Source organism: Burkholderia sp. HI2500, assembly GCF_002223055.1.
GTDB lineage: Bacteria > Pseudomonadota > Gammaproteobacteria > Burkholderiales > Burkholderiaceae > Burkholderia.
On sequence record NZ_NKFL01000005.1, the window covers coordinates 537,456 to 559,686 of the forward strand.

Consider the following 22,231-nt stretch of genomic DNA (forward strand, 5'->3'; position numbering starts at 1 on the left):
GCTGCGACTGTACCGCAAAAAACGAAAAAGGCGCATCGCTGCGCCTTTTTCATGTGCGCCGTGTGCGCGCGAACGCACACACGACCGGGTACGAGGCGCGTTACGCCTTCGGCTGTTCCGGCTGACGCAGACGGATGTGCAGTTCGCGCAGCTGACGCTCGTCGACCGGGCTCGGCGCCTGCGTGAGCAGATCCTGCGCACGCTGCGTCTTCGGGAACGCGATCACGTCGCGGATCGAATCGGCGCCGGCCATCATCGTGACGATGCGGTCGAGACCGAATGCGATACCGCCGTGCGGCGGCGCGCCGTACTGCAGCGCGTCCAGCAGGAAGCCGAACTTGAGCTGCGCTTCTTCCGCACCGATCTTCAGCGCGCGGAACACCTTGCTCTGCACTTCCTCGCGGTGGATACGCACCGAGCCGCCGCCGATTTCCCAGCCGTTCAGCACCATGTCGTAGGCCTTCGCGAGGCAACGGCCCGGATCCGTCTCGAGGTACTCGAGATGCTCGTCCTTCGGGCTGGTGAACGGGTGGTGAGCCGCGACGTAGCGTGCATCTTCGTCGTCGTATTCGAACATCGGGAAGTCGACGACCCACAGCGGCTTCCAGCCGGCCTGGACGAGGCCGTTCGCCTTGCCGAATTCCGAATGGCCGATCTTCAGGCGCAGCGCGCCGAGGCTGTCGTTGACGACCTTCGCGCGGTCGGCCGCAAAGAAGATGATGTCGCCGTCTTCCGCGCCGGTGCGCTCGAGGATCGCCGCGATCGATGCGTCGTGCAGGTTCTTGACGATCGGGCTCTGCAGGCCGTCACGGCCCTTCGCCTTCTCGTTGACCTTGATCCATGCGAGGCCCTTCGCGCCGTAGATGCGCACGAATTCGGTGTAGCCGTCGATGTCGCCACGCGACAGCTCGCCGCCCTTCGGCACGCGCAGTGCCGCGACACGGCCGTCCTTCGCGTTGGCCGGCGTGCTGAACACCTTGAAGTCGACGTCCTTCATCGCGTCGGTCAGCTCGGTGAATTCGAGCTGCACGCGCAGGTCCGGCTTGTCCGAACCGAAACGCGCCATCGCTTCCGAGTACGGCATCACCGGGAATTTCGCGTCGAGCTCGACGTCGATCGTCGTCTTGAAGATGTGACGGATCATGTCTTCGAACAGGTCACGGATTTCCTGCTCGCCGAGGAACGACGTTTCGCAGTCGATCTGCGTGAATTCCGGCTGACGGTCGGCACGGAGGTCTTCGTCGCGGAAGCACTTGGTGATCTGGTAGTAACGGTCGAAGTTCGCGACCATCAGCAGCTGCTTGAACAGCTGCGGCGACTGCGGCAGCGCGAAGAACTGGCCCGCGTTCACGCGCGACGGCACGAGGTAGTCGCGCGCGCCTTCCGGCGTGCTCTTCGTCAGCATCGGCGTTTCGATGTCGATGAAGCCCTGCTCGTCGAGGTACTTGCGCGCTTCGATCGCCACGCGGTAGCGCAGACGCAGGTTGTGCTGCATCTGCGGGCGGCGCAAGTCGAGCACGCGGTGCGTGAGACGCGTCGTTTCCGACAGGTTGTCGTCGTCGAGCTGGAACGGCGGCGTGACCGACGCGTTCAGCACGTTCAGTTCGTGGCACAGCACCTCGATCTTGCCGCTCTTCAGGCCGGCGTTGACCGTGCCGTCCGGACGGTTGCGCACGAGGCCCTTGATCTGCACGCAGAACTCGTTGCGCACGCCTTCGGCGGTCGCGAACATTTCCGCGCGATCCGGGTCGCACACCACCTGCACGAGGCCTTCACGATCGCGCAGGTCGATGAAGATCACACCGCCGTGATCGCGGCGGCGCTGCACCCAGCCGCACAGCGACACGGTTTGGCCCAGCAGGTGTTCGGTCACGAGACCGCAGTATTCAGTACGCATCGACATGATGTTTGCTTTCGTTCGGTTTGATCAACGGGCGCCGCAACGCGCGGCCCGGGCGATGATTCTTTACTTACAGCGGCGGCTCGACGGGGCGGCGTGCAGGCGCCGGAGCCGGCGCCGGGGGTGCCACCACGCCCATCGAGACGATGTACTTGAGCGCGGCATCGACCGACATGTCGAGTTCGATGACTTCGCTCTTCGGCAGCATCAGGAAGAAGCCCGACGTCGGGTTCGGCGTCGTCGGGATATAGACGCTCACGTATTCTTCCGTCAGATGATTGAGCACGTCGCCGCCCGGCGTGCCGGTCAGAAACGCGATCGTATACGAGCCGCGGCGCGGGTATTCGATCAGCAGCGCCTTGCGGAACGCGTTGCCGCTGCTCGACAGCAGCGTGTCCGACACCTGCTTGACGCTCGTGTAGATCGGCCCGACGACCGGGATGTGACGCACCACGGCGTTCCACCACGTGACGAGCTTCTGGCCGATGAAGTTCTGCGTGGCCAGCCCGACGACGAAGATGAACGCGAGCGTCAGCACCGCGCCGATCCCCGGCAGATGGAAGCCGAGCATCCGCTCGGGCTGCCACGATTCGGGCAGCAGGAGCAGCGTCTGGTCCATCGTGCCGATGATGAGACCAAGCACCCACAGCGTGATCGCGAGCGGGACGAGAACCAGCAGGCCGGTCAGAAACACCGATTTCAGGGTCGTCTTTTTCATCATCTGCCGTCAATGAACCGCGCCGGCGGCGCGGGTTGGTCGCAGCCCGGCCGGGCCGCGACGGTCAACTGCTGGCGGCGGGCGCTGCAGCCGGGGCGGGCGCCGCGCTCGTCGTCGTGCTTTCGGAACTGCTCGATGCAGCCGGCGCGGCCGCGGCGGGCGCGGCTTCCGTCGATGCAGCCGGGGCTGCATCGCCCGACGCCGTCGCCGGTGCGCTGGTGCCGCCCGAACCGCCACGGAAATCGGTGACATACCAACCCGAACCCTTCAGCTGGAAGCCCGCGGCGGTGACCTGCTTGCGAAATGCATCCTTCCCGCATTCCGGACACTGCGACAGCGGCGCGTCGCTCATCTTCTGGAGCACGTCCTTCGCGAAACCACACGCTTCGCATCGATAGGCGTAGATCGGCATGATATTTTTCCCGCGGAAACTGGAAACGGCTTGCAAAACCTTGAATTATAGCCGAAACCCTGCCGCGCTCCGGCAACGGCCGCGACACGCGCGCATCAGCGGCGACGCCACGTGAGCCAGCGCTCGTGTCCTTCGAACACCGCGAGCGAATCGGTCACGGGCAAATCCTCGATCAGCTCGAAGTGCGGCGTGAGCAGCGCATCGAGTTCGGCACGCTCGATTCCGAACGGCGGCCCCTTCGGTTTCGCCATCAGGAAGAAATAGCCGGCCAGCAATCCGTCCACGGGCAGCAGCTCGGCCATGCGCGCCGCATAGCCGGCACGCATGGCCGGCGGCAGCGCGCACAGAAACGCGCGCTCGTACACCCACTGCACGTCGAACGGCGGCCGGTACGCAAAGAAATCGGCCTGCTCGACGACGTCCGCATGCGCGCCGAGCTGCGCCTTCGCGGCCGCCACCGCCTGCGCGGCGAAATCGATCGCACGCACGGGCCAGCCGGCTTCGGCCAGCCACCCGGCTTCCTGCGCACTGCCGCAGCCGGGAATCAGCACCGCGCACGGCTCGAGCCGATGCGCGAACACACTGAAACCCTCGGGCACGCCACCGAATTCCCACGGCGTCACACCACGCTCGAAACGCTCGTCCCAGAACGATGCGTTGCCAGGGTCGCGCGTCGTGAAATCGGCGGCTGACGGTATAGCGGGTTGCTTCGGATCGGACATCGCCCTGCTCCTTTCGGTCATGTGCCGTACGCGAGCGCCAGCAGCACGCGCGCGACGAGCGCCCCGACGCCGACCGCGAGGCCGAAGATCAGCAGCGCCTGCATCAGCCGGTTCGTCCGCTTCTGCTCGACGAGGATCTGGCGCATCAGGTCTTCGCTCGCGGCACGCGGCGCGTCATGGCGCGCGGCCATCGCGTGATGGATCAGGCGCGGCAGTTGCGGCAGCGTCTTGCTCCACTGCGGTGCCTCGACCTTGAAGCGCTCGTACCAGCCGCGCAGGCCGATCTGCTCGGTCATCCAGCGCTCGAGGTACGGCTTCGCGGTCTTCCACAGGTCGAGCTCGGGGTCGAGCGAACGGCCGAGGCCCTCGACGTTCAGCATCGTCTTCTGCAGCAGCACGAGCTGCGGCTGGATCTCGACGTTGAAGCGGCGCGACGTCGAGAACAGCCGCATCAGCACCTGGCCCAGCGAGATGTCCTTCAGCGCGCGGTCGAAATACGGCTCGCATACCGCGCGGATTGCGCTTTCGAGTTCCTCGACGCGCGTTTCGGGCGGCACCCAGCCCGACTCGAGGTGAAGCGTCGCGACGCGGTGGTAGTCGCGCTTGAAGAACGCGAGGAAGTTCTGCGCGAGGTAGTTCTTGTCGAAATCGGACAGCGCGCCGACGATCCCGAAATCGAGCGCGACGTAGCGGCCGAACGTATTCGGATCGAGGCTCACCTGGATGTTGCCCGGGTGCATGTCCGCGTGGAAGAAGCCGTCGCGGAACACCTGCGTGAAGAAGATCTCGACGCCTTCGCGCGCGAGCTTCTTGATATCGACGCCGGCCGAACGCAGCGTCTCGACCTGGCTGATCGGCACGCCGGTCATGCGCTCCATCACGAGCACCTGCGACGTCGAGAAATCCCAGAACATTTCGGGCACGAGCAGCAGGTCGAGGCCCGCGAAGTTGCGGCGCAGCTGGCTGCCGTTGGCTGCCTCGCGCATCAGGTCGAGCTCGTCGTGCAGATACTTGTCGAATTCGGCGACGACCTCGCGCGGCTTCAGGCGCCGGCCGTCGGCCCACATGCGCTCGGTCCAGATCGCGATGTCGCGCATCAGCGCGAGGTCGGAATCGATCACGGACAGCATGTTCGGGCGCAGCACCTTGACGGCGACGGCCTTGCCCGCGTGCTGGCCCTGCTTGAGCTTCGCGAAATGCACCTGCGCGATCGACGCGCTCGCGACCGGCTCGCGCTCGAATTCGTCGAACAGCTCGTCGACCGGCGCACCGAGCGACTTCTCGATGATCCCGATCGCGACCGCCGAATCGAACGGCGGCACCTGGTCCTGCAGCTTCGCGAGTTCATTCGCGAAATCGACCGACAGCAGGTCGCGGCGCGTCGACAGCACCTGGCCGAACTTCACGAAGATCGGGCCGAGGCTTTCGAGCGCGTGACGCAGCCGCACGGCAGGCGGATCGGAATAGCGGCGGCCGATCGTCGTGATCCGCAACAGCAGCTTCACGCGCCGGTCGTCGATCCGGGACAGCATCACTTCGTCGAGGCCAAAGCGGATGACGGTGTAGACAATCTTGATGAAACGGAAAATGCGCATGCCCTGCGGCCCCTCAGTGCGCGCCGCGCGGGCCGGAACCCGTGCGCGCGCCGATTTTTTGTTCGAGTCGCTCGACCCGCTTTTCGACCCGTGCAAGCGCATCGCGTGCGCGCGCCAGTTCGGCATCGAAGCCGCCGAGCGACGCGCGCCGGACGACTTGCGGGTTCTCGTCGAGCCAGTATTCGGCGACGGAATCGAGCACGTTGCGGCCGGTGCGGCGCGCGCGCGCGCCGGCGTCGCGCACGACCGTCGCGATCCGGTATGCCGCCGCGTCGCCGACCAGCTTCGCGAGATCTTCTTCAGGTTCCCAGCGCAGGTGCTCGGCCAGCTTCGCGATCTGCGTGGCGAACTCCGCGTCGCCCTCGATCTTCACGTGCTTCATCACGGCCGCCTGGCCGCCCTGCAGGAACGCGGCGACCGTGTCGCCGGCAAGCGCGATCGACACGTCGACCTGTTGCGCATCGTGCGCGTCGACGGCCGACAGATAGCCGTCGGGCTGCACCAACAGCGTCAGCGTCACCGGGGGCACGTCGATCCGGGCAGTCTTGCCCGAATAGGGAATCAGGCGGTCGCGCGCCCACGATTCGCGGGCGAGCAGGTGATTGACAGCAGCAGCAAAAGGCTTGGCGGCAAAGGTCATCGGGCTGGGAAAGAAAAAACCCGCGCAGGCCGGGCGCCCACGCGGGTTTCTATTGTAACGTCGGATCGTCGGCAGACCGTGCCTGACCGCACACCCGGGCGGCAAGCGGTCGCAGTGCGGCGGCCGTCGCCCGGGTGCCGGCGGCGCGGGCCGCCGGTCACGCTCAGTGCGTGTTGATCTGCTGGATGCCCGCGAGCAGCCAGCCCTGACTGCCCGACTTCGACAGGTTCCACACCTCGTCGAACGGCGCGGCCGATGCATTCGCCGATTCGCGGATCAGGCCGTGGAAGCGCACGCTCGCCGACTGCTCGATGCCGCGATCCTCGATCGCGACCAGTTCCGCGTCGAGCTGCACGACGTCGGTCTGGTTCGACTCGTTGCCGCGCGAATCGAGGTCGATCTTGATCTCGGCGAACATTTCCGGCGTCGTGAACTCGCGGATGTCGGCCAGGTTGCCCTGGTCCCACGCGGCCTGAAGGCGCACGAAGTAAACCTTCGAGCTGCGCAGGAACGCTTCGGTGTCGAAGCCGGCCGGCACCTGGAGCGGTGCTGCCGCAGCAGCCGCTGCCGCGCCGGTGGCCGCGGCACCGCCGCCGAACACGCCTTGCGCTTCGTTCGCGTAGCTGCTGCCGCTACCCGAGTAGTTGCTGCCGGTGCCGCCCTGCTGGAACGACGGGCTTTGCGAGTAGCCGCCCGACGACGACGCCGAGCCGCCGACCGAGTAGGCCGGCTCCTGCGGACGACGGCGGTTCATGAACTTGCGGATCAGCCAGATGCCGACCGCCGCGAGCAGCGCGATCACGATGACGTTCGCCATCATGCTCGCGAATGCGCCGCCCAGGCCGAAGTGCGACAGCAGCGCCGCGATACCGAGACCAGCCGCGAGGCCGGCGATCGGCCCGAGCCAGCGCGAGCGGTTGGGCTGTGCGGCCGGCGCGGGCGCGGCCGGATTCGCCCGCTGCGCCTGCGACGGCGCGGCCTGCTGCATCGGTTGCTGCGCGGGCGGCGTGGCCTGGCGCTGCGTGACCGTGGAGTTCTGGCGGCCGATGCTGCGCCCGCCGCCCATGCGCTTGGCTTCGGCGTCGAGCGATGCGAACGTGCCGGCCGTGAGCAGGCCGACCATCAGCAGCGTGCCGACCCGTCGAGCCCACGGCTTCGACGGCTTGCTACGGTTGAACAACGAACGCGATTCGAACATCAGTTTCTCCAGATGTAAGACAAATGTATGGAAAGAGCCCCTTAATACTTGGCTCCCATGTGTAAAGCTACCACGCCACCTGACAAATTGTAATATTTGACGGCATCGAGGCCTGCTTGTTCCATCATCGTCTTCAGCGTGTCCTGATCGGGGTGCATCCGAATAGATTCGGCAAGATACCGGTAACTTTCAGCATCTTTCGCGAACTTGTCGCCAAGCCACGGTAATACTTTGAAAGAATACAGATCGTACGCCTTTTTCAGCGGATCCCAGACTTTCGAGAACTCCAGCACCATCACGCGGCCGCCGGGCTTCGTCACGCGGCGCATCTCCGCCAGCGCGGCATCCTTGTGCGTCATGTTACGCAGCCCGAACGCGACCGTGACCACATCGAAGTAGTTGTCCGGAAAGGGAATTTTCTCCGCGTCGCACAGCAGCGACGGCGTCACGATGCCCTTGTCGAGCAGCCGGTCGCGGCCGACGCGCAGCATCGATTCGTTGATGTCCGTATGCCAGACCTCGCCGGTGGGCCCGGCCGCCTTCGCGAACGACCGGGTCAGGTCGCCGGTGCCGGCCGCAAGGTCGAGCACCTTGAAGCCGGGGCGCACGTTCGCCTGCGCGATCGTGAACGCCTTCCACGCGCGGTGCATGCCCGCCGACATCAGGTCGTTCATCAGATCGTAGTTGCTCGCGACCGAATGGAACACACCCGCCACTTTCTTCGCTTTTTCGTTTTCCTCGACGCTTTCGAAGCCGAAGTGGGTTTTGCTCATCGCGTTGATCCTCAGTAAATGGCAAGACGGCGCCGAGCGGGCGCCGTCGAATTTCAGTGGCAGTGGCCGTGCGACGCATTCGCCGCCGGCATCGGGGCATCGCGCTCGACGCCCGCCGCCTTCAGTTTGTCGAAATAGTCGCGCCACAGCGCGTCCTGCTGCGTGGCCAGCTCGTACAGCAGGTCCCACGAGTAGATGCCGGTCGAATGGCCGTCGGAGAACGTCGGCTGCAGCGCGTAGTGGCCGACGCCCTCGAGCGCGGTGATCGTCACTTCGCGCTTGCCCGTCTGCAGCGTCTCCTGGCCGGGCCCGTGGCCGCGCACCTCGGCCGACGGCGAATACACGCGCATCAGCTCGAACGGAATCCGGAAACTGTCGCCGTTCGGGTACTGCAATTCGAGCACGCGCGATACCGCGTGCACGACGACGCCGGACGGAATCGGCGTCGTGGAAGTCAAACCGCTCATGGCTGCCTCGAATCGGTCATGCGTTGAATTTCCTCGCGCACCGCATTGTGCAGCAGCGAGGCCTGCGCTGCGCGCGAGCGCAGCAGCGCCTCGGACACGCTGCGCTGGCGCGGCGCCCATACGGGCTGCGGGAAGTGTGCGTCGTTGGAAAAGCGCGGGATCACGTGCCAATGCACGTGCGGCACCATGTTGCCGAGGCTCGCGAGATTCACCTTGTTCGGCTGCATCACGCGGCGCACGGCCCGCTCGACCGCATAGACCACGCGCATCAGATGTGCCCGCTCCGGTTCGCCGAGATCGGAGAATTCGGCCACGTGCGCGCCCCAGATCACCCGGCAGAAGCCCGGGTAGTCGTGCTCGCCCGTCGCGAGGACGACACGCACCGCATCGTCCTGCCAGAGCACCTCGCCGCCGTCTTCACGGCAAAACACGCATTCCATCGTCGCTCCCATGTGGACGGGCGCCGGCATTGCCGCGCCGGCGCCCGCTCATTCCTGGCCCGGTCGGGCGGTCGTCATGCCCGCATTAGACCAGCACGCGCTCGATCCCGCCATTGTTCGCACGTGCGACATAATCGGCCATCCAGTTCTCGCCGAGCACCTGGCGCGCGATTTCGACCACGATGTAGTCGGCTTCGAGGTTCGCGTCCTCGCTGTAGCGCGACAGGCCCTGCAGGCACGACGGGCAGCTCGTCAGGATCTTCACGTCCGGGCCGTTCGCGGCCGCGGCGGCCGCTGCAGCCGACCCGGGCGCGTTGCCGGCCACGACCGGGATGCTGCGCAGCTTCGCGGCCCCCTTGCGGATCTCCTCTTCCTTGCGGAAGCGGACCTGCGTCGAAATGTCCGGGCGCGTGACCGCGAGCGTGCCCGATTCGCCGCAGCAGCGATCGTTCTTCTCGATCTTGTAGCCGTCCTTCTCGGCGCCCATCAGCTCGTTGACGAGCTTCACCGGGTCCATCGTCTTGATCGGCGTGTGGCACGGGTCGTGATACATGTAGCGCGTGCCCGTCACGCCATCGAGCTTCATCCCCTTCTCGAGCAGGAACTCGTGGATGTCGATGATCCGGCAGCCCGGGAAGATCTTGTCGAATTCGTAGCCGGCGAGCTGGTCATAGCAGGTGCCGCACGACACGACCACCGTCTTGATGTCGAGGTAGTTCAGCGTGTTCGCGACCCGGTGAAACAGCACGCGGTTGTCGGTGACGATCTTCTCGGCCTTGTCGTACTGGCCCGAGCCGCGCTGCGGATAGCCGCAGCACAGGTAGCCCGGCGGCAACACCGTCTGAACGCCGGCTTCCCACAGCATCGCCTGCGTCGCGAGCCCGACCTGCGAGAACAGGCGCTCGGAGCCGCAGCCCGGGAAGTAGAACACCGCTTCCGAATCGACCGTGGTCGACTTCGGGTTGCGGATGATCGGCACGATCTTGTTGTCCTCGATGTCGAGCAGCGCGCGCGCCGTCTTCTTCGGCAGGTTGCCCGGCATCTTCTTGTTGACGAAGTGGATCACCTGCTCGACCACCGGCGGCTTGCCGACCGTCGCCGGCGGGTGCTGCGTCTGCTTCGTCACGACCTTCTTCAGCATGTCGTTCGCGAAGCGCTGCACCTTGTAGCCGGCGCCCATCATCACGCTGCGCGCGACGTTGATCGTCTGCGGGTTGGTCGCGTTCAGGAAGAACATGCCCGCCGCATTGCCGGCGTTGAACTTCTTCTTGCCCATCTTGCGCAACAGGTTGCGCATGTTCATCGTGACGTCGCCGAAGTCGATCTTCACCGGGCACGGCGTCGCGCACTTGTGGCACACCGTGCAGTGGTCGGCCACGTCGTTGAACTCGTCCCAGTGCTTGATCGACACGCCGCGGCGCGTCTGCTCCTCGTACAGGAACGCCTCGACCAGCAGCGAGGTTGCGAGGATCTTGTTGCGCGGGCTGTACAGCAGGTTCGCGCGTGGCACGTGCGTCGCGCACACCGGCTTGCACTTGCCGCAGCGCAGGCAGTCCTTCACCGAATCGGCGATCGCGCCGATGTCGGACTGCTTCATGATCAGCGACTCGTACCCCATCAGCCCGAAGCTCGGCGTATAGGCGTTGCGCAGATCGGCGCCTTCGAGCAGCTTGCCCTTGTTGAAGCGGCCGTTCGGGTCGACGCGCTGCTTGTATGCGCGGAATTCGGCGATCTCGTCGTCGGTCAGGAACTCGAGCTTCGTGATGCCGATGCCGTGCTCGCCGGAAATCACGCCGTCGAGCGAACGCGCGAGCGTCATGATGCGTGCGACCGCCGCGTGGGCGTCCTGCAGCATCTCGTAGTTGTCGGAGTTGACCGGCAGGTTGGTGTGGACGTTGCCGTCGCCCGCGTGCATGTGCAGCGCGACGAACACGCGGCCGCGCAGCACCTGCTTGTGGATCGCCTGCGCCTCGTCGAGGATCTGCTTGAACGCGCCGCCGTTGAAGATCGCGCGCAGCTCTGCACGGATTTCCTGCTTCCACGAGATGCGGACCGTGCGGTCCTGCGTGATGTGGAACACGGTCGCGCCCGGCTGATCGTCCGCGCGATCGGCGAACTTCTCGGCAAGCGCCTCGTAGCCGAGCTGCACGAGGTAGTGCTGCGCCTCGCGCAGCGGCTGGTCGAGCCGGTCGCGCACGAATTCCCAGCGGGCACGCACGCGCTTGAGCAGCTCCAGCGCCTGCTGGACCCGGTCCTCGAGCAGTTCGGCGCTCGGGATCTCGTTCGCGTCGTCGGTCTTGCCGAGCGGCAGGTTGCCGGCACGGAAAAACGCTTCCAGCGCATCGACGAGCTGCAGCTTGTTCTTCAGCGACAGCTCGATGTTGATCCGCTCGATACCGTCGGTGTACTCACCCATCCGGTTCAGCGGGATCACGACGTCTTCGTTGATCTTGAACGCGTTCGTGTGCTTCGCGATCGCGGCCGTGCGGCTGCGGTCGAGCCAGAAGCGCTTGCGCGCCTCCGCGCTGACCGCGACGAAGCCTTCGCCGCTCTTGCCGTTCGCCATCCGGATCACTTCGGACGTGGCGTGCGCGACCGCATCGGCATCGTCGCCGACGATGTCGCCGATCAGCACCATCTTGGGGAAGGCATTGCGCTTGCTCTTGGTCGCGTAGCCGACCGCGCGCAGGTAGCGCTCGTCGAGGTGCTCGAGGCCCGCGAGGATCGCGCCGCCCTGCTTCGACGTCTCGAACAGGTAATCCTTGATCTCGACGATACTCGGGATCGCCTCGCGCGCCTGGCCGAAGAATTCGAGGCAGACGGTGCGCGTGTGCGCGGGCATCTTGTGCAGCACCCAGCGCGCGGACGTGATGAGCCCGTCGCAGCCTTCCTTCTGCACGCCCGGCAGGCCGGCGAGGAACTTGTCGGTCACGTCCTTGCCGAGCCCTTCCTTGCGGAACCGGCGCCCTTCGATCTCGAGCATTTCGGTGCGCAGCAGCTTCTCGCCCGGCGCGTAGGCGCCGTCGAACCACTTCAGCTCGAAACGCGCGACCGCGATGTCGTGGATCTTGCCCTGGTTGTGCTCGTGGCGCGTGACTTCGAGCCAGTTGCCGTCCGGGTCGACCATCCGCCACCAGGCCAGGTTGTCGAGCGCGGTGCCCCACAGCACGGCCTTCTTGCCGCCCGCGTTCATCGCGACGTTGCCGCCGATGCACGATGCGTCGAGCGAGGTGGGATCGACCGCGAACACGTAGCCGGCCGCTTCCGCCGCCTCGGTCACGCGGCGCGTGACGACGCCCGCGCCGGAGAAGATCGTCGGCACCTTGTGCGCGACGCCCGGCAGCTCGGTCAGCTCGACCGCGCCGAGCTGTTCGAGCTTTTCGGTGTTGATGACGGCGGAGAACGGCGTGAGCGGCACCGCGCCGCCCGTGTAGCCAGTGCCACCGCCGCGCGGGATCACGGTCAGGCCGAGCTCGAAGCAGGCCTTGATCAGGCCGGCGATCTCGGCTTCGCTATCGGGGGTCAGCACGACGAACGGGTATTCGACACGCCAGTCGGTCGCGTCGGTCACGTGCGACACGCGCGACAGCCCGTCGAAACGGATGTTGTCCTTCTGCGTGCAGCGGCCGAGCGCCTTGGTCGCGCGGCGGCGCAGGTCGGCCATCTTCTCGAATTCGTCGGCGAACTCGTTGACCGCACGCTGCGCGGCGGTTTCGAGCATCTCGACGCGCGATGCGCGCTCGCGGCCCGCGTCGTCGCGGTGCTCGGTGAGATCCGCGCTGCGGCGCTTGCCGATTTCGGTGAGGCGGTGGTTCAGCGCCTCGATCAGCAGCGCGCGGCGCTTCGGGTTGTCGAGCAGGTCGTCCTGCAGGTACGGGTTGCGGCGCACGACCCAGATGTCGCCGAGCACTTCATACAGCATCCGTGCCGAGCGGCCCGTACGGCGCTCGGCGCGCAGTTCGTCGAGCACCGACCACGCCTCTTCGCCGAGCAGGCGGATCACGATCTCGCGATCCGAGAAGGACGTGTAGTTGTAGGGAATCTCGCGCAAACGGGGCGCGGGGTCGGCGGCGACGGCGGCGGCCGCGCCATGCGGATCGAAAACTTGTGGTGCGTTCATGTTCGGACGACTCGGAGGGCCGATACACCGTGCACGGGCGTCGGCAAGCGCGTGGGCGCAATCTTGGGGAAATCTGTTCTGTTACCAGGCGCGCGGCTGTCCTTCATGGGGCCGGAGCGGGCGACTCGCCCCTCCTGGCCGGCGACAGGGCCTGGCGGCACTCGGAACGATCAGCACGATCGCGCGCGGCGCGCATGCCGTTCGGCCGCGGGGCTGGCTGCGCGCGGCGTCGGCTTCAACGGTGCGATCCGAGGGTGCCTCTGCATCTTCCGATCCTTGATTCAAAACGGAATTCTAACCCATGATCGGGCCACGCGTGACACGTCGGACAGGTCGTGGGGCTATCCCCGCGAGCCGCGCCAGGCCTGGCTCGGCGCGATTTCGCGCGATCATTCGCCGTCCGTCCGGTCGGTAACCGTGCGGTTAAGCCGGTAAAAAAGGCAGCGCGCGCCCGCCGACGCCCCGCCCGCACGGCCCCGCGAACACCGGCTCGGCATGCCGCTTGCGTGCAGACAGACCCTTGGCGCTATCATTGATCCTTTACCGTCTGCTTTCCGCACTGCACGCGAGCACCCATGGCATCCCACGATTACCTGAAGAAAATCCTCACCGCGCGCGTCTACGACGTCGCGATCGAGACGGAACTCGAATCCGCCCGCAACCTGTCGGCCCGCCTGCGCAACGCCGTCTACCTGAAGCGCGAGGACAACCAGCCGGTGTTCTCGTTCAAGCTGCGCGGCGCGTACAACAAGATGGCGCACATTCCGTCGGAAGCGCTCGCGCGCGGCGTGATTACGGCGTCAGCCGGCAACCACGCGCAGGGTGTGGCGTTCTCGGCGGCGCGGATGGGCGTCAAGGCCGTGATCGTCGTGCCCGTCACGACGCCGCAGGTGAAGGTCGATGCGGTGCGTGCGCACGGCGGCCCGAGCGTCGAGGTGATCCAGGCCGGCGAGTCGTACAGCGACGCGTATGCACACGCGGTCAAGGTGCAGGAAGAGCGCGGCCTCACGTTCGTCCACCCGTTCGACGATCCGTACGTGATCGCAGGCCAGGGCACGATCGCGATGGAAATCCTGCGCCAGCACCAGGGCCCGATCCACGCGATCTTCGTGCCGATCGGCGGCGGCGGGCTCGCGTCCGGCGTCGCGGCCTACGTGAAGGCGGTGCGCCCGGAGATCAAGGTGATCGGCGTGCAGGCCGAGGATTCGTGCGCGATGGCGCAGTCGCTGGAAGCCGGCAAGCGTGTCGAGCTGAGCGAGGTCGGCCTGTTCGCGGACGGCACCGCCGTGAAGCTGGTCGGCGAGGAAACCTTCCGGCTCTGCAGCGAATACCTCGACGGCGTCGTGACGGTGAACACCGACGCACTGTGCGCAGCGATCAAGGACGTCTTTCAGGATACGCGCAGCGTGCTCGAACCGTCCGGCGCGCTCGCGGTCGCGGGCGCGAAGCTCTACGCGGAACGCGAAGGCATCGAGAACCAGACGCTCGTCGCGGTCACGTCCGGCGCGAACATGAACTTCGACCGGATGCGCTTCGTCGCCGAGCGCGCGGAAGTGGGCGAAGCGCGCGAAGCCGTGTTCGCGGTCACGATCCCCGAGGAGCGCGGCAGCTTCAAGCGCTTCTGCTCGCTCGTCGGCGACCGCAACGTCACCGAGTTCAACTACCGGATCGCCGATGCGCAGGCCGCGCACATCTTCGTCGGCGTGCAGATCAAGCGCCGCGGCGAATCGGCCGAGATCGCCGCGAACTTCGAGTCGCATGGCTTCAAGAGCGTCGACCTGACGCACGACGAGCTGTCGAAGGAACACATCCGCTACATGGTGGGCGGCCGCTCGCCGCTCGCGCTCGACGAGCGCCTGTTCCGCTTCGAATTCCCGGAGCGCCCGGGCGCGCTGATGAAGTTCCTGTCGTCGATGGCGCCGGACTGGAACATCAGCCTGTTCCACTACCGCAACCAGGGCGCGGACTACAGCTCGATCCTCGTCGGGCTGCAGGTGCCGCAGGCCGATCGCGCCGAATTCGAACGCTTCCTCGCGGCACTCGGCTATCCGTATGTCGAGGAGAGCGCCAACCCGGCTTACCGCCTCTTTCTGTCGTAAAGGCGTCACGCATGAATCCCGAACATTCCCCGCTCGGCAAGGCCACCGTCTACGCCGCCCAGTACGACGCGTCGCTGCTGTTCCCGATCCCGCGCGCCGGCGCGCGCGAGCAGCTCGGCATCACGTCGGCGCTGCCGTTCTTCGGCACCGACATCTGGAACGCGTACGAGCTGTCGTGGCTCAACGCGCGCGGCAAGCCGCAGATCGCGGTGGCGACGTTCTACGTGCCGGCCGAATCGCCGAACATCGTCGAATCGAAGTCGTTCAAGCTGTATCTCGGCTCGTTCGCGCAGACGAAGTTCGATTCGATCGACGCAGTGCGCGACGTGCTGAAGCGCGACGTGTCGGCCGCGTGCGGCGCGACCGTCTCCGTGCAGCTCGTGTCGCCGCACGATTTCGGCAAGCTCGAGATGGACGAGCTCGACGGGCTGTCGCTCGACCGGCTCGACCTCGACACCGACGTGTACGAACCCGATCCGTCGCTGCTGTCGGCCGCTGAAGACGAAGCGCCGGTCGAGGAGACGCTCGTATCCGACCTGCTGCGCTCGAACTGCCCGGTCACCGGCCAGCCCGACTGGGGCAGCGTGCAGATCCACTACGTCGGGCCGCAGATCGATCACGCGGGCCTGCTGCGCTACATCATCTCGTTCCGCAACCACACGGGCTTTCACGAGCAGTGCGTCGAGCGGATCTTCCTCGACATCCTGCACGCGTGCAAACCGGTGAAGCTCGCGGTATATGCGCGCTATACGCGTCGCGGCGGGCTCGACATCAACCCGTTCCGCACCAACTACAACCAGCCGATGCCGGACAACGCGCGCAACGCGCGGCAGTAACAGCGGCGGGTGGCCGCGGTTCGCAGTTGGCAACGCGCGGCGGTATCCCCTGATGAAACAGCCCGACCGGGTTCAACCGGCCGGGCTGTTTTTCATTGCGCGGAGAAACGCGGCCGGCCCACGGTCAACCTTTCACCGGCCGCTCCGGAAGAAGCTCCACCAGGCGCAACAGATAGCCGTCGGGATCCTGCACCAGCATCTCGACCTGGCCATGCTCGATCTCGCCCTCCCGATACCAGGACGTGCGCGGCTCGACGAACAGCGTCACGCCCGCGGCGCGAATCCTCTCGAAGATCGGATCGAGTGCATCGACCTCGATCTGAAAATTGATCCCGCGCCCGAACGGCGGCTCCAGCGGGCCGGTCAACCAGCCCTCCGGGCTGTGCTGCTCGAGCATCAGCTGAGCGCCCCCGAGCTCGAGATAGGCGAACCCGTCTTCCGGACGCTCGAAGCGAATCCGAAATCCGAGCACGTCGCGATAGAAGCGAATGCTTCCGGCAAGGTCCGAGCAAATCAGCTCCGGCACCAGCGCAGCCCATTCCATGCACATCCTCCCCGTATGGTCATGCGGCACCTTACATGAACGGTCGGGATGCGTTGCGACGATTGCGGCCTCGGGAACACCGCCGACCGGTCGAGCAGTGCCCCGCACATGAAAAAAACGGGCCCGGCGCATGTAAATGCGCCGGGCCCGTTGCGTAGCGGCTCGCCGTGGCCGCGTTACTTCGCCGGCGCCTTGTACGCGATGCAGTCGACCTCGACCTTGCAGTCGATGACCATGCTCGACTGCACGCACGCGCGTGCCGGCGGATGCTCGCCGAAGTACGAGATGAACACCTTGTTGAACGACGCGAAATCGCGCGCGTCGTCGAGCCACACGCCGCAGCGCACGACGTGCTCGAGGCCGTAGCCGGCCTCCTTCAGGATCGCGATCACGTTCTCGATCGTCTGCTTCGACTGCGTGACGATGCCGCCTTCGACGACCTCGCCGTTCACCATCGGCGTCTGGCCCGACACGTACAGCCAGCCGTCGGCCTCGACCGCGCGTGCGAACGGCATCACCTGGCCGCCGGTGCCCTTCGCTTCGCCTACGCCATATCGCTTCATCGTTTCACTCCTTGTTTCGGTTACGGATGCGCGCACCGACGATGGCGCGCGCGGCAGATCGGAACAACCGCCGCGTTCAGAACGCGGCGTCGGCACTCGCCGGCACGCGCTCGCCGCGGGCGACGAAGCCGCCGGCGCGCTCGCCGGTCGGCTGGCCGTTTTCGTAAGTGAGCACGCCGTTCACCCACACGGCGTCGATCCCGTGCGCGGGCTGCTGCGGCTTCTCGAACGTCGCGGCGTCGATCACGCTCGCCGGGTCGAACAGCACGAGATCCGCGTGGTAGCCCACGTGCACCTCGCCGCGCCGCGCGATCCCGTAGCGGCGCGCGGACAGCGACGTCATCTTGCGGATCGCTTCCTCGAGCGGCAGCAGGTTCGTGTCGCGCACGTAGTGGCCGAGCACGCGCGGGAACGCGCCCCACAGCCGCGGGTGCGGCAGCGGATCGTTCGGCAGGCCGTCGGAGCCGACCATCGTCGCGGGATGCGACAGGATCCGGCGCACGTCGTCCTCGGACATGTTGTGGTACACCGCGCCCGCCGGGCGGATGCGCTGCGCGGCTTCCTGCTCGGTCACGCCCCACTCGGCCGCGATCGCCTTCAGCAGCTTGCCCGCCACTTCCGGGTGCGGCTCCGACCACGTGATCGTGATGTCGATGTCGCCCGTCACCTGCTTCAGGTCGAGCGTCGACGAGCTGCGGCTGTACGGATAGCAGTCGCAGCCGACCGGCTGGTAGCGGCGCGCGCCTTCGAGCGACGCGAGCACCTCGGTGCTGCGCCCCCAGTTCGACGGGCCCGCGCACTTCAGGTGCGAGATCACGACCGGCACGCGCGCATGGCGGCCGACCTGGTACGCCTCTTCCATCGCATCGAGGATCGCGTCGAACTCGGTGCGCATGTGCGTGGTGTACAGCGCGCCCGCGTTCGCGAGCGGCTCGGCGAGCGCCATCACCTCCTCGGTCGGCGCCGCGAACGCGGAGCCGTACGCGAGGCCCGACGACAGGCCGAGTGCGCCGTTCGCGAGCGCCTCCTCGAGCTGCGCGCGCATGCCGGCGATCTCGCCGTCGGTCGCCGCGCGGTCGAGGCGATCCATCTGGTTGTTGCGCAGCGCCGTGTGGCCGACGAGCGCCGCGACGTTCACGGCCGGACGCGCGCCGTTCACGGCCGCGACGTAGTCGGCGAAGGTCGGGTACTGGAACGCACCGCGCTCGCCGAGCAGGTTCATCGGGTCGGGCGGATCGCCCGCGAGCGTCACCGGCGACGCGCTGATCCCGCAGTTGCCGACGATCACGGTCGTCACGCCCTGCGAGATCTTCGGGATCATCTCCGGTGCGCGGATCACGTGCGTGTCGTCGTGCGTGTGCACGTCGACGAAGCCCGGCGCGAGCGCGCGGCCGTTCGCATCGACGACGTTCTCGGCCAGCCAGTTCGACAGGTTGCCGATCGCCGCGATCAGGCCGTTGCGGATCGCGACGTCGCGCGTGACGGGCGGCGCGCCGGTACCGTCGTAAAGCTGCGCGCCGACGATCAGCGTATCGGCGGCTTCGGGATGCGAATGCATGGTCAGTCTCCTACCGGTTGACGGTCTCCGCCGCCGCGATGCGCATCGAGCGCGTGCTTGATGCGACGCAGCGATTCTCGGCCCGCATCGCCGAGCCGCAATGCGACTCCGGTGACGAGCACGTCGATCGCCATCATCATCGCGTAGCGCGATGTCGACGGCTTGTAAATGAAATCGGTTTCGAACGCGACGACCGGAATCAGGTGGTCGGCCAGCTTCGCGAGCGGCGATGCCGGCGCGGTGATCGCGATCAGCTTCGCGCCGTAGCGCTTCGCGAGCCGGCAGCTCTCGAGCAGCTCGGGCACGCGGCCGCTCACCGACAGCGCGACGACGACGGTGTCGCGCGACAGCGTCGCGGCGACCATCCGCTGCAGCACGCTGTCCTGGTAGCTCGCGACCGGCCGGCCGAAGCGCACCAGCCGGAAGCGCAACTCGTCGGCGAGCGCGGTCGAGCCGCCGCCCTGCCCGTACACATAAGTCATCTTCGCGGCGGCGAGCAGGTCGGCGGCTGCCTCGAACGACGTGTTGCGCAGCAACTGATGGTTGTGCGCGAGCGCCACGCGAATCTCGTCGTAGACCATCGACGCGGGGCTCGTGTCATCGGCCGGCGCGTCGTCGGACGGCACCAGAAAGCGCTGGCCGACGGCCGCCGCCTGCGCGACCAGCACCTTCAGTTCGCGCACGTCGCGGCAGCCGACCGCCTTCGCGAAACGCGTGACCGTCGCGACGCTGACCTCCGCGTCGCGTGCCAGCGCACCGATGCTCGCATGCGCGGCGCGCGCCAGGTCGGCGAGGATGAACGCGGCGACCTTGCGCTCGGCTTCGCGCAGCTCGGGCGCACATTCGGCGATCCGCGCGACGATGTCGAGCACCGGCGGAGCGGCCGGCGCCGGATGAAGCTCGGGTGCGAGCGGGGTGGACGGGGTGGCAGGCGTATTCATCTGCAAAAAGGGGCGAAGCTCGAGGGTGCGAAGCTCGATGTTACTAAATAACATCACCGCGCCGATGCTACTTTCTGTACCATCGGCGTGTCAACTTCAGTGCAATGCATAGTGATGATGGAGCAGGATGACATGAAAGTTACAAACTATCAGGAAGCGACGATCGATCCGTTCGGCAAGGGCCTCGGCAATCTGCCCAGCGCGAGCGTGCCGCTCGGCGAAGCAGGCCGTCTCGAGTGGAACTTGCTTGCGGAAGACGTCAGCCTGCCGGCCGCCGTGCTTTACGAGGACCGCATCGAACACAACCTGAACTGGATGCAGGCCTTCGTGCAGAAGTACGGCGTCAAGTTTGCGCCGCACGGCAAGACGACGATGGCGCCGCAACTGTTCCGCCGCCAGCTCGACGCCGGCGCGTGGGGTATCACGCTCGCGACCGCGCACCAGACGCAGGCCGCGTATCACGGCGGCGTGCGGCGCGTGCTGCTCGCGAACCAGCTGGTCGGCCGCCAGAACATGACGATCATCGCCGGGCTGCTGTCCGATCCCGACTTCGAATTCTTCTGTCTCGTCGATTCGGCGGAGAGCGTCGACCAGCTCGGCCGCTTCTTCGGTGCGCTGAAGAAGCCGCTGAACGTGCTGCTCGAGCTCGGCGTGCCGGGCGGCCGCGCGGGCGTGCGCGATGCCGCGCAACGCGAAGCCGTGCTCGCCGCGATCGCGCGCTATCCGGACACGCTGAAGCTGGCCGGGATCGAACTCTATGAAGGCGTGCTGAAGGAAGAAGGCGAGATCCGCACGTTCCTGCAGGAAGCGGTCGCGCTCACGCGCGAGCTCGCCGAAGCAGGCCGCTTCGCGCGTACGCCGGCAATCCTGTCGGGCGCCGGTTCGGCGTGGTACGACGTGGTCGCGGAGGAATTCGCGAAGGCGTCGAACGCCGGCTTCGCGGAAGTCGTGCTGCGTCCGGGCTGCTACCTGACGCACGACGTCGGCATCTACAAGAAGGCGCAGACCGACGTGTTCGCGCGCAACCCGATCGCACGCACGATGGGCGAAGGGCTGCTGCCCGCGCTGCAGCTGTGGGCCTACGTGCAGTCGGTGCCGGAGGCGGACCGCGCGATCGTCGCGCTCGGCAAGCGCGACGCGGCGTTCGACGCGGGGCTGCCGGAGCCGGCGCGCCACTTCCGCCCGGGCCGCGACACCGCGCCGCGCGACGTCGCCGCCACCGAAGGCTGGGCCGTCACCGGGATGATGGACCAGCACGCGTACCTGCAGATCCCGCCGGGCGCAGACGTGAAAGTGGGCGACATGGTCGCGTTCGACATCTCGCACCCGTGCCTGACGTTCGACAAGTGGCGCCAGGTGCTCGTGCTCGATCCGCAGTTCAGCGTGACGGAAGTCGTCGAAACCTTCTTCTGACGCCCGTCGCGCACAACGTGCACCACCGCCCCGCCGCTCGCGCGGGGCGGCCGTCACGCGCGCTTCAAGCGGCCGGAGTACACTGCGCTCTCGTCCTCGGGGCCCCACGCGGGCGTGGCACTTGCCTGTCGCGCGGGCCCTCAACGCAGCTCCACTGGAGAAAGCCATGGCCGCGAAGAAGATCCTGTTCCTGACCGGCGATTTCGCCGAAGACTACGAAACGATGGTGCCGTTCCAGGCGCTGCAGGCCGTCGGCCACCACGTCGATGCAGTCTGCCCGGGCAAGCGCGCGGGCGACAAGATCAAGACCGCGATCCACGATTTCGAGGGCGACCAGACCTATACCGAGAAGCCCGGCCACCAGTTCACGTTGAACGCGGCGTTCGACGACGTCGACGCATCGCGCTACGACGCGCTCGCGATCGCGGGCGGCCGCGCGCCCGAATACCTGCGACTCGATCCGAAGGTGATCTCGCTCGTGCGCGAGTTCGCCGAAGCCGGCAAGCCGATCGCGGCGATCTGCCACGCGGCGCAACTGCTCGCGGCCGCCGACGTGATCCGCGGCAAGCGCATCTCGGCCTACCCGGCCTGCGCGCCCGAGGTGAAGCTCGCCGGCGGCGAATACGCGGACATCCCGGTCGATGCGGCCGTGACCGATGCGCCGTTCGTCACCGCGCCCGCGTGGCCCGCGCATCCGGCCTGGCTCGCGCAGTTCCTCGCGCTGCTGGGCACGCGCATCGAGCTTTGAACCCGCTTCTGACCGACAGTGAATTGAGATGAGATGAAGGGCCGGGCCGGCGGCGGATGCGCGCCGCCCCTGCCCCGCGCTTCAGCGCGCGGCCGGCGTCGAGCCGACGTCCGCGATCCGCGACTCCAGCATCGCCAGCGCGCCCGACAGCGCAGTCAGCACGTCGTCCGGCAATTGCGCCATCGTCTGTTCGAGAAACGCCTTGCGGCGCGGCAGGCACGCGTCGAACGCGGCGCGGCCGTCGTCCGTCAGCGTCACGTTGGTCACGCGATTGTCGCGTGCGTCGGATTCGCGCTGGATCCAGCCGAGCGCGTCGAGCGACTTCAACTGGCGCGTGAGCGCGCCCGGATCGACGCGCAGCACTTCGACGAGCTTCTTCTGCGACGAATGCCCGCCCATCGTGTGCAACGCGACCATGATGCGCCAGCGCGGCATCGGTTGCCCGACGTGCGCCTCGAACGCGGTCATGAACGCGCGATACGTGCGTCCGAATTGCTGCAAGATCGCGACGCGGTCCTGTTCTTCCATGCGCTCAGTTCTACTC

The 22,231-nt window shown here is 66.8% G+C and carries 20 protein-coding genes; 4 read left to right on the top strand and 16 right to left on the bottom strand.

Annotation, left to right across the window (positions count from 1 at the left end):
- Positions 1 to 100: 100 nt before the first annotated feature.
- The 11 genes from aspS to CFB45_RS15425 form a co-directional block, all read right to left on the bottom strand.
- On the bottom strand, positions 101 to 1,903 hold the full coding sequence (aspS, locus tag CFB45_RS15375) for an aspartate--tRNA ligase (protein WP_059820390.1): 1,803 nt from the start codon (positions 1,901 to 1,903) through the stop codon (positions 101 to 103).
- A gap of 67 nt (positions 1,904 to 1,970) precedes the next feature.
- Positions 1,971 to 2,621 carry a DUF502 domain-containing protein gene (locus CFB45_RS15380; RefSeq protein ID WP_069248829.1) on the bottom strand — a complete coding sequence of 217 codons (651 nt, stop codon included), beginning with the start codon at positions 2,619 to 2,621 and terminating at the stop codon, positions 1,971 to 1,973.
- 61 nt (positions 2,622 to 2,682) lie between these two features.
- A complete protein-coding gene (locus CFB45_RS15385; RefSeq protein WP_089426304.1) occupies positions 2,683 to 3,030 on the bottom strand; it encodes an FmdB family zinc ribbon protein in 348 nt (115 codons plus the stop codon).
- A 95-nt stretch (positions 3,031 to 3,125) separates the two neighbouring features.
- Positions 3,126 to 3,752: an SAM-dependent methyltransferase gene (locus CFB45_RS15390; RefSeq protein ID WP_089426305.1), complete on the bottom strand. Its 627-nt coding sequence runs from the start codon at positions 3,750 to 3,752 to the stop codon at positions 3,126 to 3,128.
- 17 nt (positions 3,753 to 3,769) lie between these two features.
- Complete coding sequence (gene ubiB / locus CFB45_RS15395) at positions 3,770 to 5,347, bottom strand: ubiquinone biosynthesis regulatory protein kinase UbiB (RefSeq protein ID WP_089426306.1); 1,578 nt, start codon at positions 5,345 to 5,347, stop codon at positions 3,770 to 3,772.
- 13 nt (positions 5,348 to 5,360) lie between these two features.
- Positions 5,361 to 5,987 (bottom strand): ubiquinone biosynthesis accessory factor UbiJ, encoded by a 627-nt coding sequence (locus tag CFB45_RS15400; RefSeq protein WP_069248831.1) that lies wholly within the window; start codon positions 5,985 to 5,987, stop codon positions 5,361 to 5,363.
- Between the two features lie 163 nt (positions 5,988 to 6,150).
- Positions 6,151 to 7,185, bottom strand: a complete 1,035-nt coding sequence (locus tag CFB45_RS15405; RefSeq protein ID WP_071335064.1) for a Tim44 domain-containing protein — start codon at positions 7,183 to 7,185, stop codon at positions 6,151 to 6,153.
- Between the two features lie 41 nt (positions 7,186 to 7,226).
- Positions 7,227 to 7,958, bottom strand: a complete 732-nt coding sequence (gene ubiE / locus CFB45_RS15410; protein WP_039360112.1) for a bifunctional demethylmenaquinone methyltransferase/2-methoxy-6-polyprenyl-1,4-benzoquinol methylase UbiE — start codon at positions 7,956 to 7,958, stop codon at positions 7,227 to 7,229.
- A gap of 53 nt (positions 7,959 to 8,011) precedes the next feature.
- On the bottom strand, positions 8,012 to 8,425 hold the full coding sequence (locus CFB45_RS15415; protein WP_089426307.1) for a gamma-butyrobetaine hydroxylase-like domain-containing protein: 414 nt from the start codon (positions 8,423 to 8,425) through the stop codon (positions 8,012 to 8,014).
- Positions 8,422 to 8,865, bottom strand: coding sequence for an HIT family protein (locus CFB45_RS15420; RefSeq protein WP_089426308.1), 444 nt, complete (start codon positions 8,863 to 8,865; stop codon positions 8,422 to 8,424). The genes CFB45_RS15415 and CFB45_RS15420 overlap by 4 nt, the downstream gene beginning before the upstream one ends.
- An 85-nt stretch (positions 8,866 to 8,950) precedes the next feature.
- Positions 8,951 to 12,985, bottom strand: a complete 4,035-nt coding sequence (locus tag CFB45_RS15425; RefSeq protein ID WP_089426309.1) for a DUF3683 domain-containing protein — start codon at positions 12,983 to 12,985, stop codon at positions 8,951 to 8,953.
- A gap of 575 nt (positions 12,986 to 13,560) precedes the next feature.
- Here CFB45_RS15425 and ilvA point away from each other — a divergent pair.
- Positions 13,561 to 15,084, top strand: a complete 1,524-nt coding sequence (gene ilvA, locus CFB45_RS15435) for a threonine ammonia-lyase, biosynthetic (RefSeq protein WP_089426311.1) — start codon at positions 13,561 to 13,563, stop codon at positions 15,082 to 15,084.
- Between the two features lie 11 nt (positions 15,085 to 15,095).
- Complete coding sequence (queF, locus tag CFB45_RS15440; protein WP_089426312.1) at positions 15,096 to 15,920, top strand: NADPH-dependent 7-cyano-7-deazaguanine reductase QueF; 825 nt, start codon at positions 15,096 to 15,098, stop codon at positions 15,918 to 15,920.
- A 124-nt stretch (positions 15,921 to 16,044) separates the two neighbouring features.
- On the opposite strand, the gene CFB45_RS15445 is transcribed toward queF, so the two are convergent.
- From CFB45_RS15445 to CFB45_RS15460, 4 genes are all read right to left on the bottom strand, one after another.
- Positions 16,045 to 16,464 carry a bleomycin resistance protein gene (locus tag CFB45_RS15445; RefSeq protein ID WP_089426313.1) on the bottom strand — a complete coding sequence of 140 codons (420 nt, stop codon included), beginning with the start codon at positions 16,462 to 16,464 and terminating at the stop codon, positions 16,045 to 16,047.
- Positions 16,465 to 16,640: 176 nt separating this feature from the next.
- Positions 16,641 to 17,027: a RidA family protein gene (locus CFB45_RS15450; RefSeq protein WP_011353171.1), complete on the bottom strand. Its 387-nt coding sequence runs from the start codon at positions 17,025 to 17,027 to the stop codon at positions 16,641 to 16,643.
- 76 nt (positions 17,028 to 17,103) lie between these two features.
- A complete protein-coding gene (locus CFB45_RS15455; RefSeq protein WP_089426314.1) occupies positions 17,104 to 18,585 on the bottom strand; it encodes an N-acyl-D-amino-acid deacylase family protein in 1,482 nt (493 codons plus the stop codon).
- A gap of 2 nt (positions 18,586 to 18,587) precedes the next feature.
- Entirely contained in the window at positions 18,588 to 19,526 is a 939-nt protein-coding gene (locus CFB45_RS15460; RefSeq protein WP_089426315.1) for a MurR/RpiR family transcriptional regulator, read from the bottom strand.
- Between the two features lie 132 nt (positions 19,527 to 19,658).
- Between CFB45_RS15460 and CFB45_RS15465 the strand changes: the two genes are divergently transcribed.
- Positions 19,659 to 20,939 (top strand): amino acid deaminase, encoded by a 1,281-nt coding sequence (locus CFB45_RS15465; RefSeq protein WP_039360131.1) that lies wholly within the window; start codon positions 19,659 to 19,661, stop codon positions 20,937 to 20,939.
- Positions 20,940 to 21,105: 166 nt separating this feature from the next.
- Positions 21,106 to 21,687: a DJ-1/PfpI family protein gene (locus CFB45_RS15470; protein ID WP_021161332.1), complete on the top strand. Its 582-nt coding sequence runs from the start codon at positions 21,106 to 21,108 to the stop codon at positions 21,685 to 21,687.
- An 81-nt stretch (positions 21,688 to 21,768) separates the two neighbouring features.
- Here the strand turns inward: CFB45_RS15470 and CFB45_RS15475 are convergent, their stop codons facing one another.
- A complete protein-coding gene (locus CFB45_RS15475) occupies positions 21,769 to 22,215 on the bottom strand; it encodes a MarR family winged helix-turn-helix transcriptional regulator (protein ID WP_089426316.1) in 447 nt (148 codons plus the stop codon).
- Positions 22,216 to 22,231: the final 16 nt, after the last annotated feature.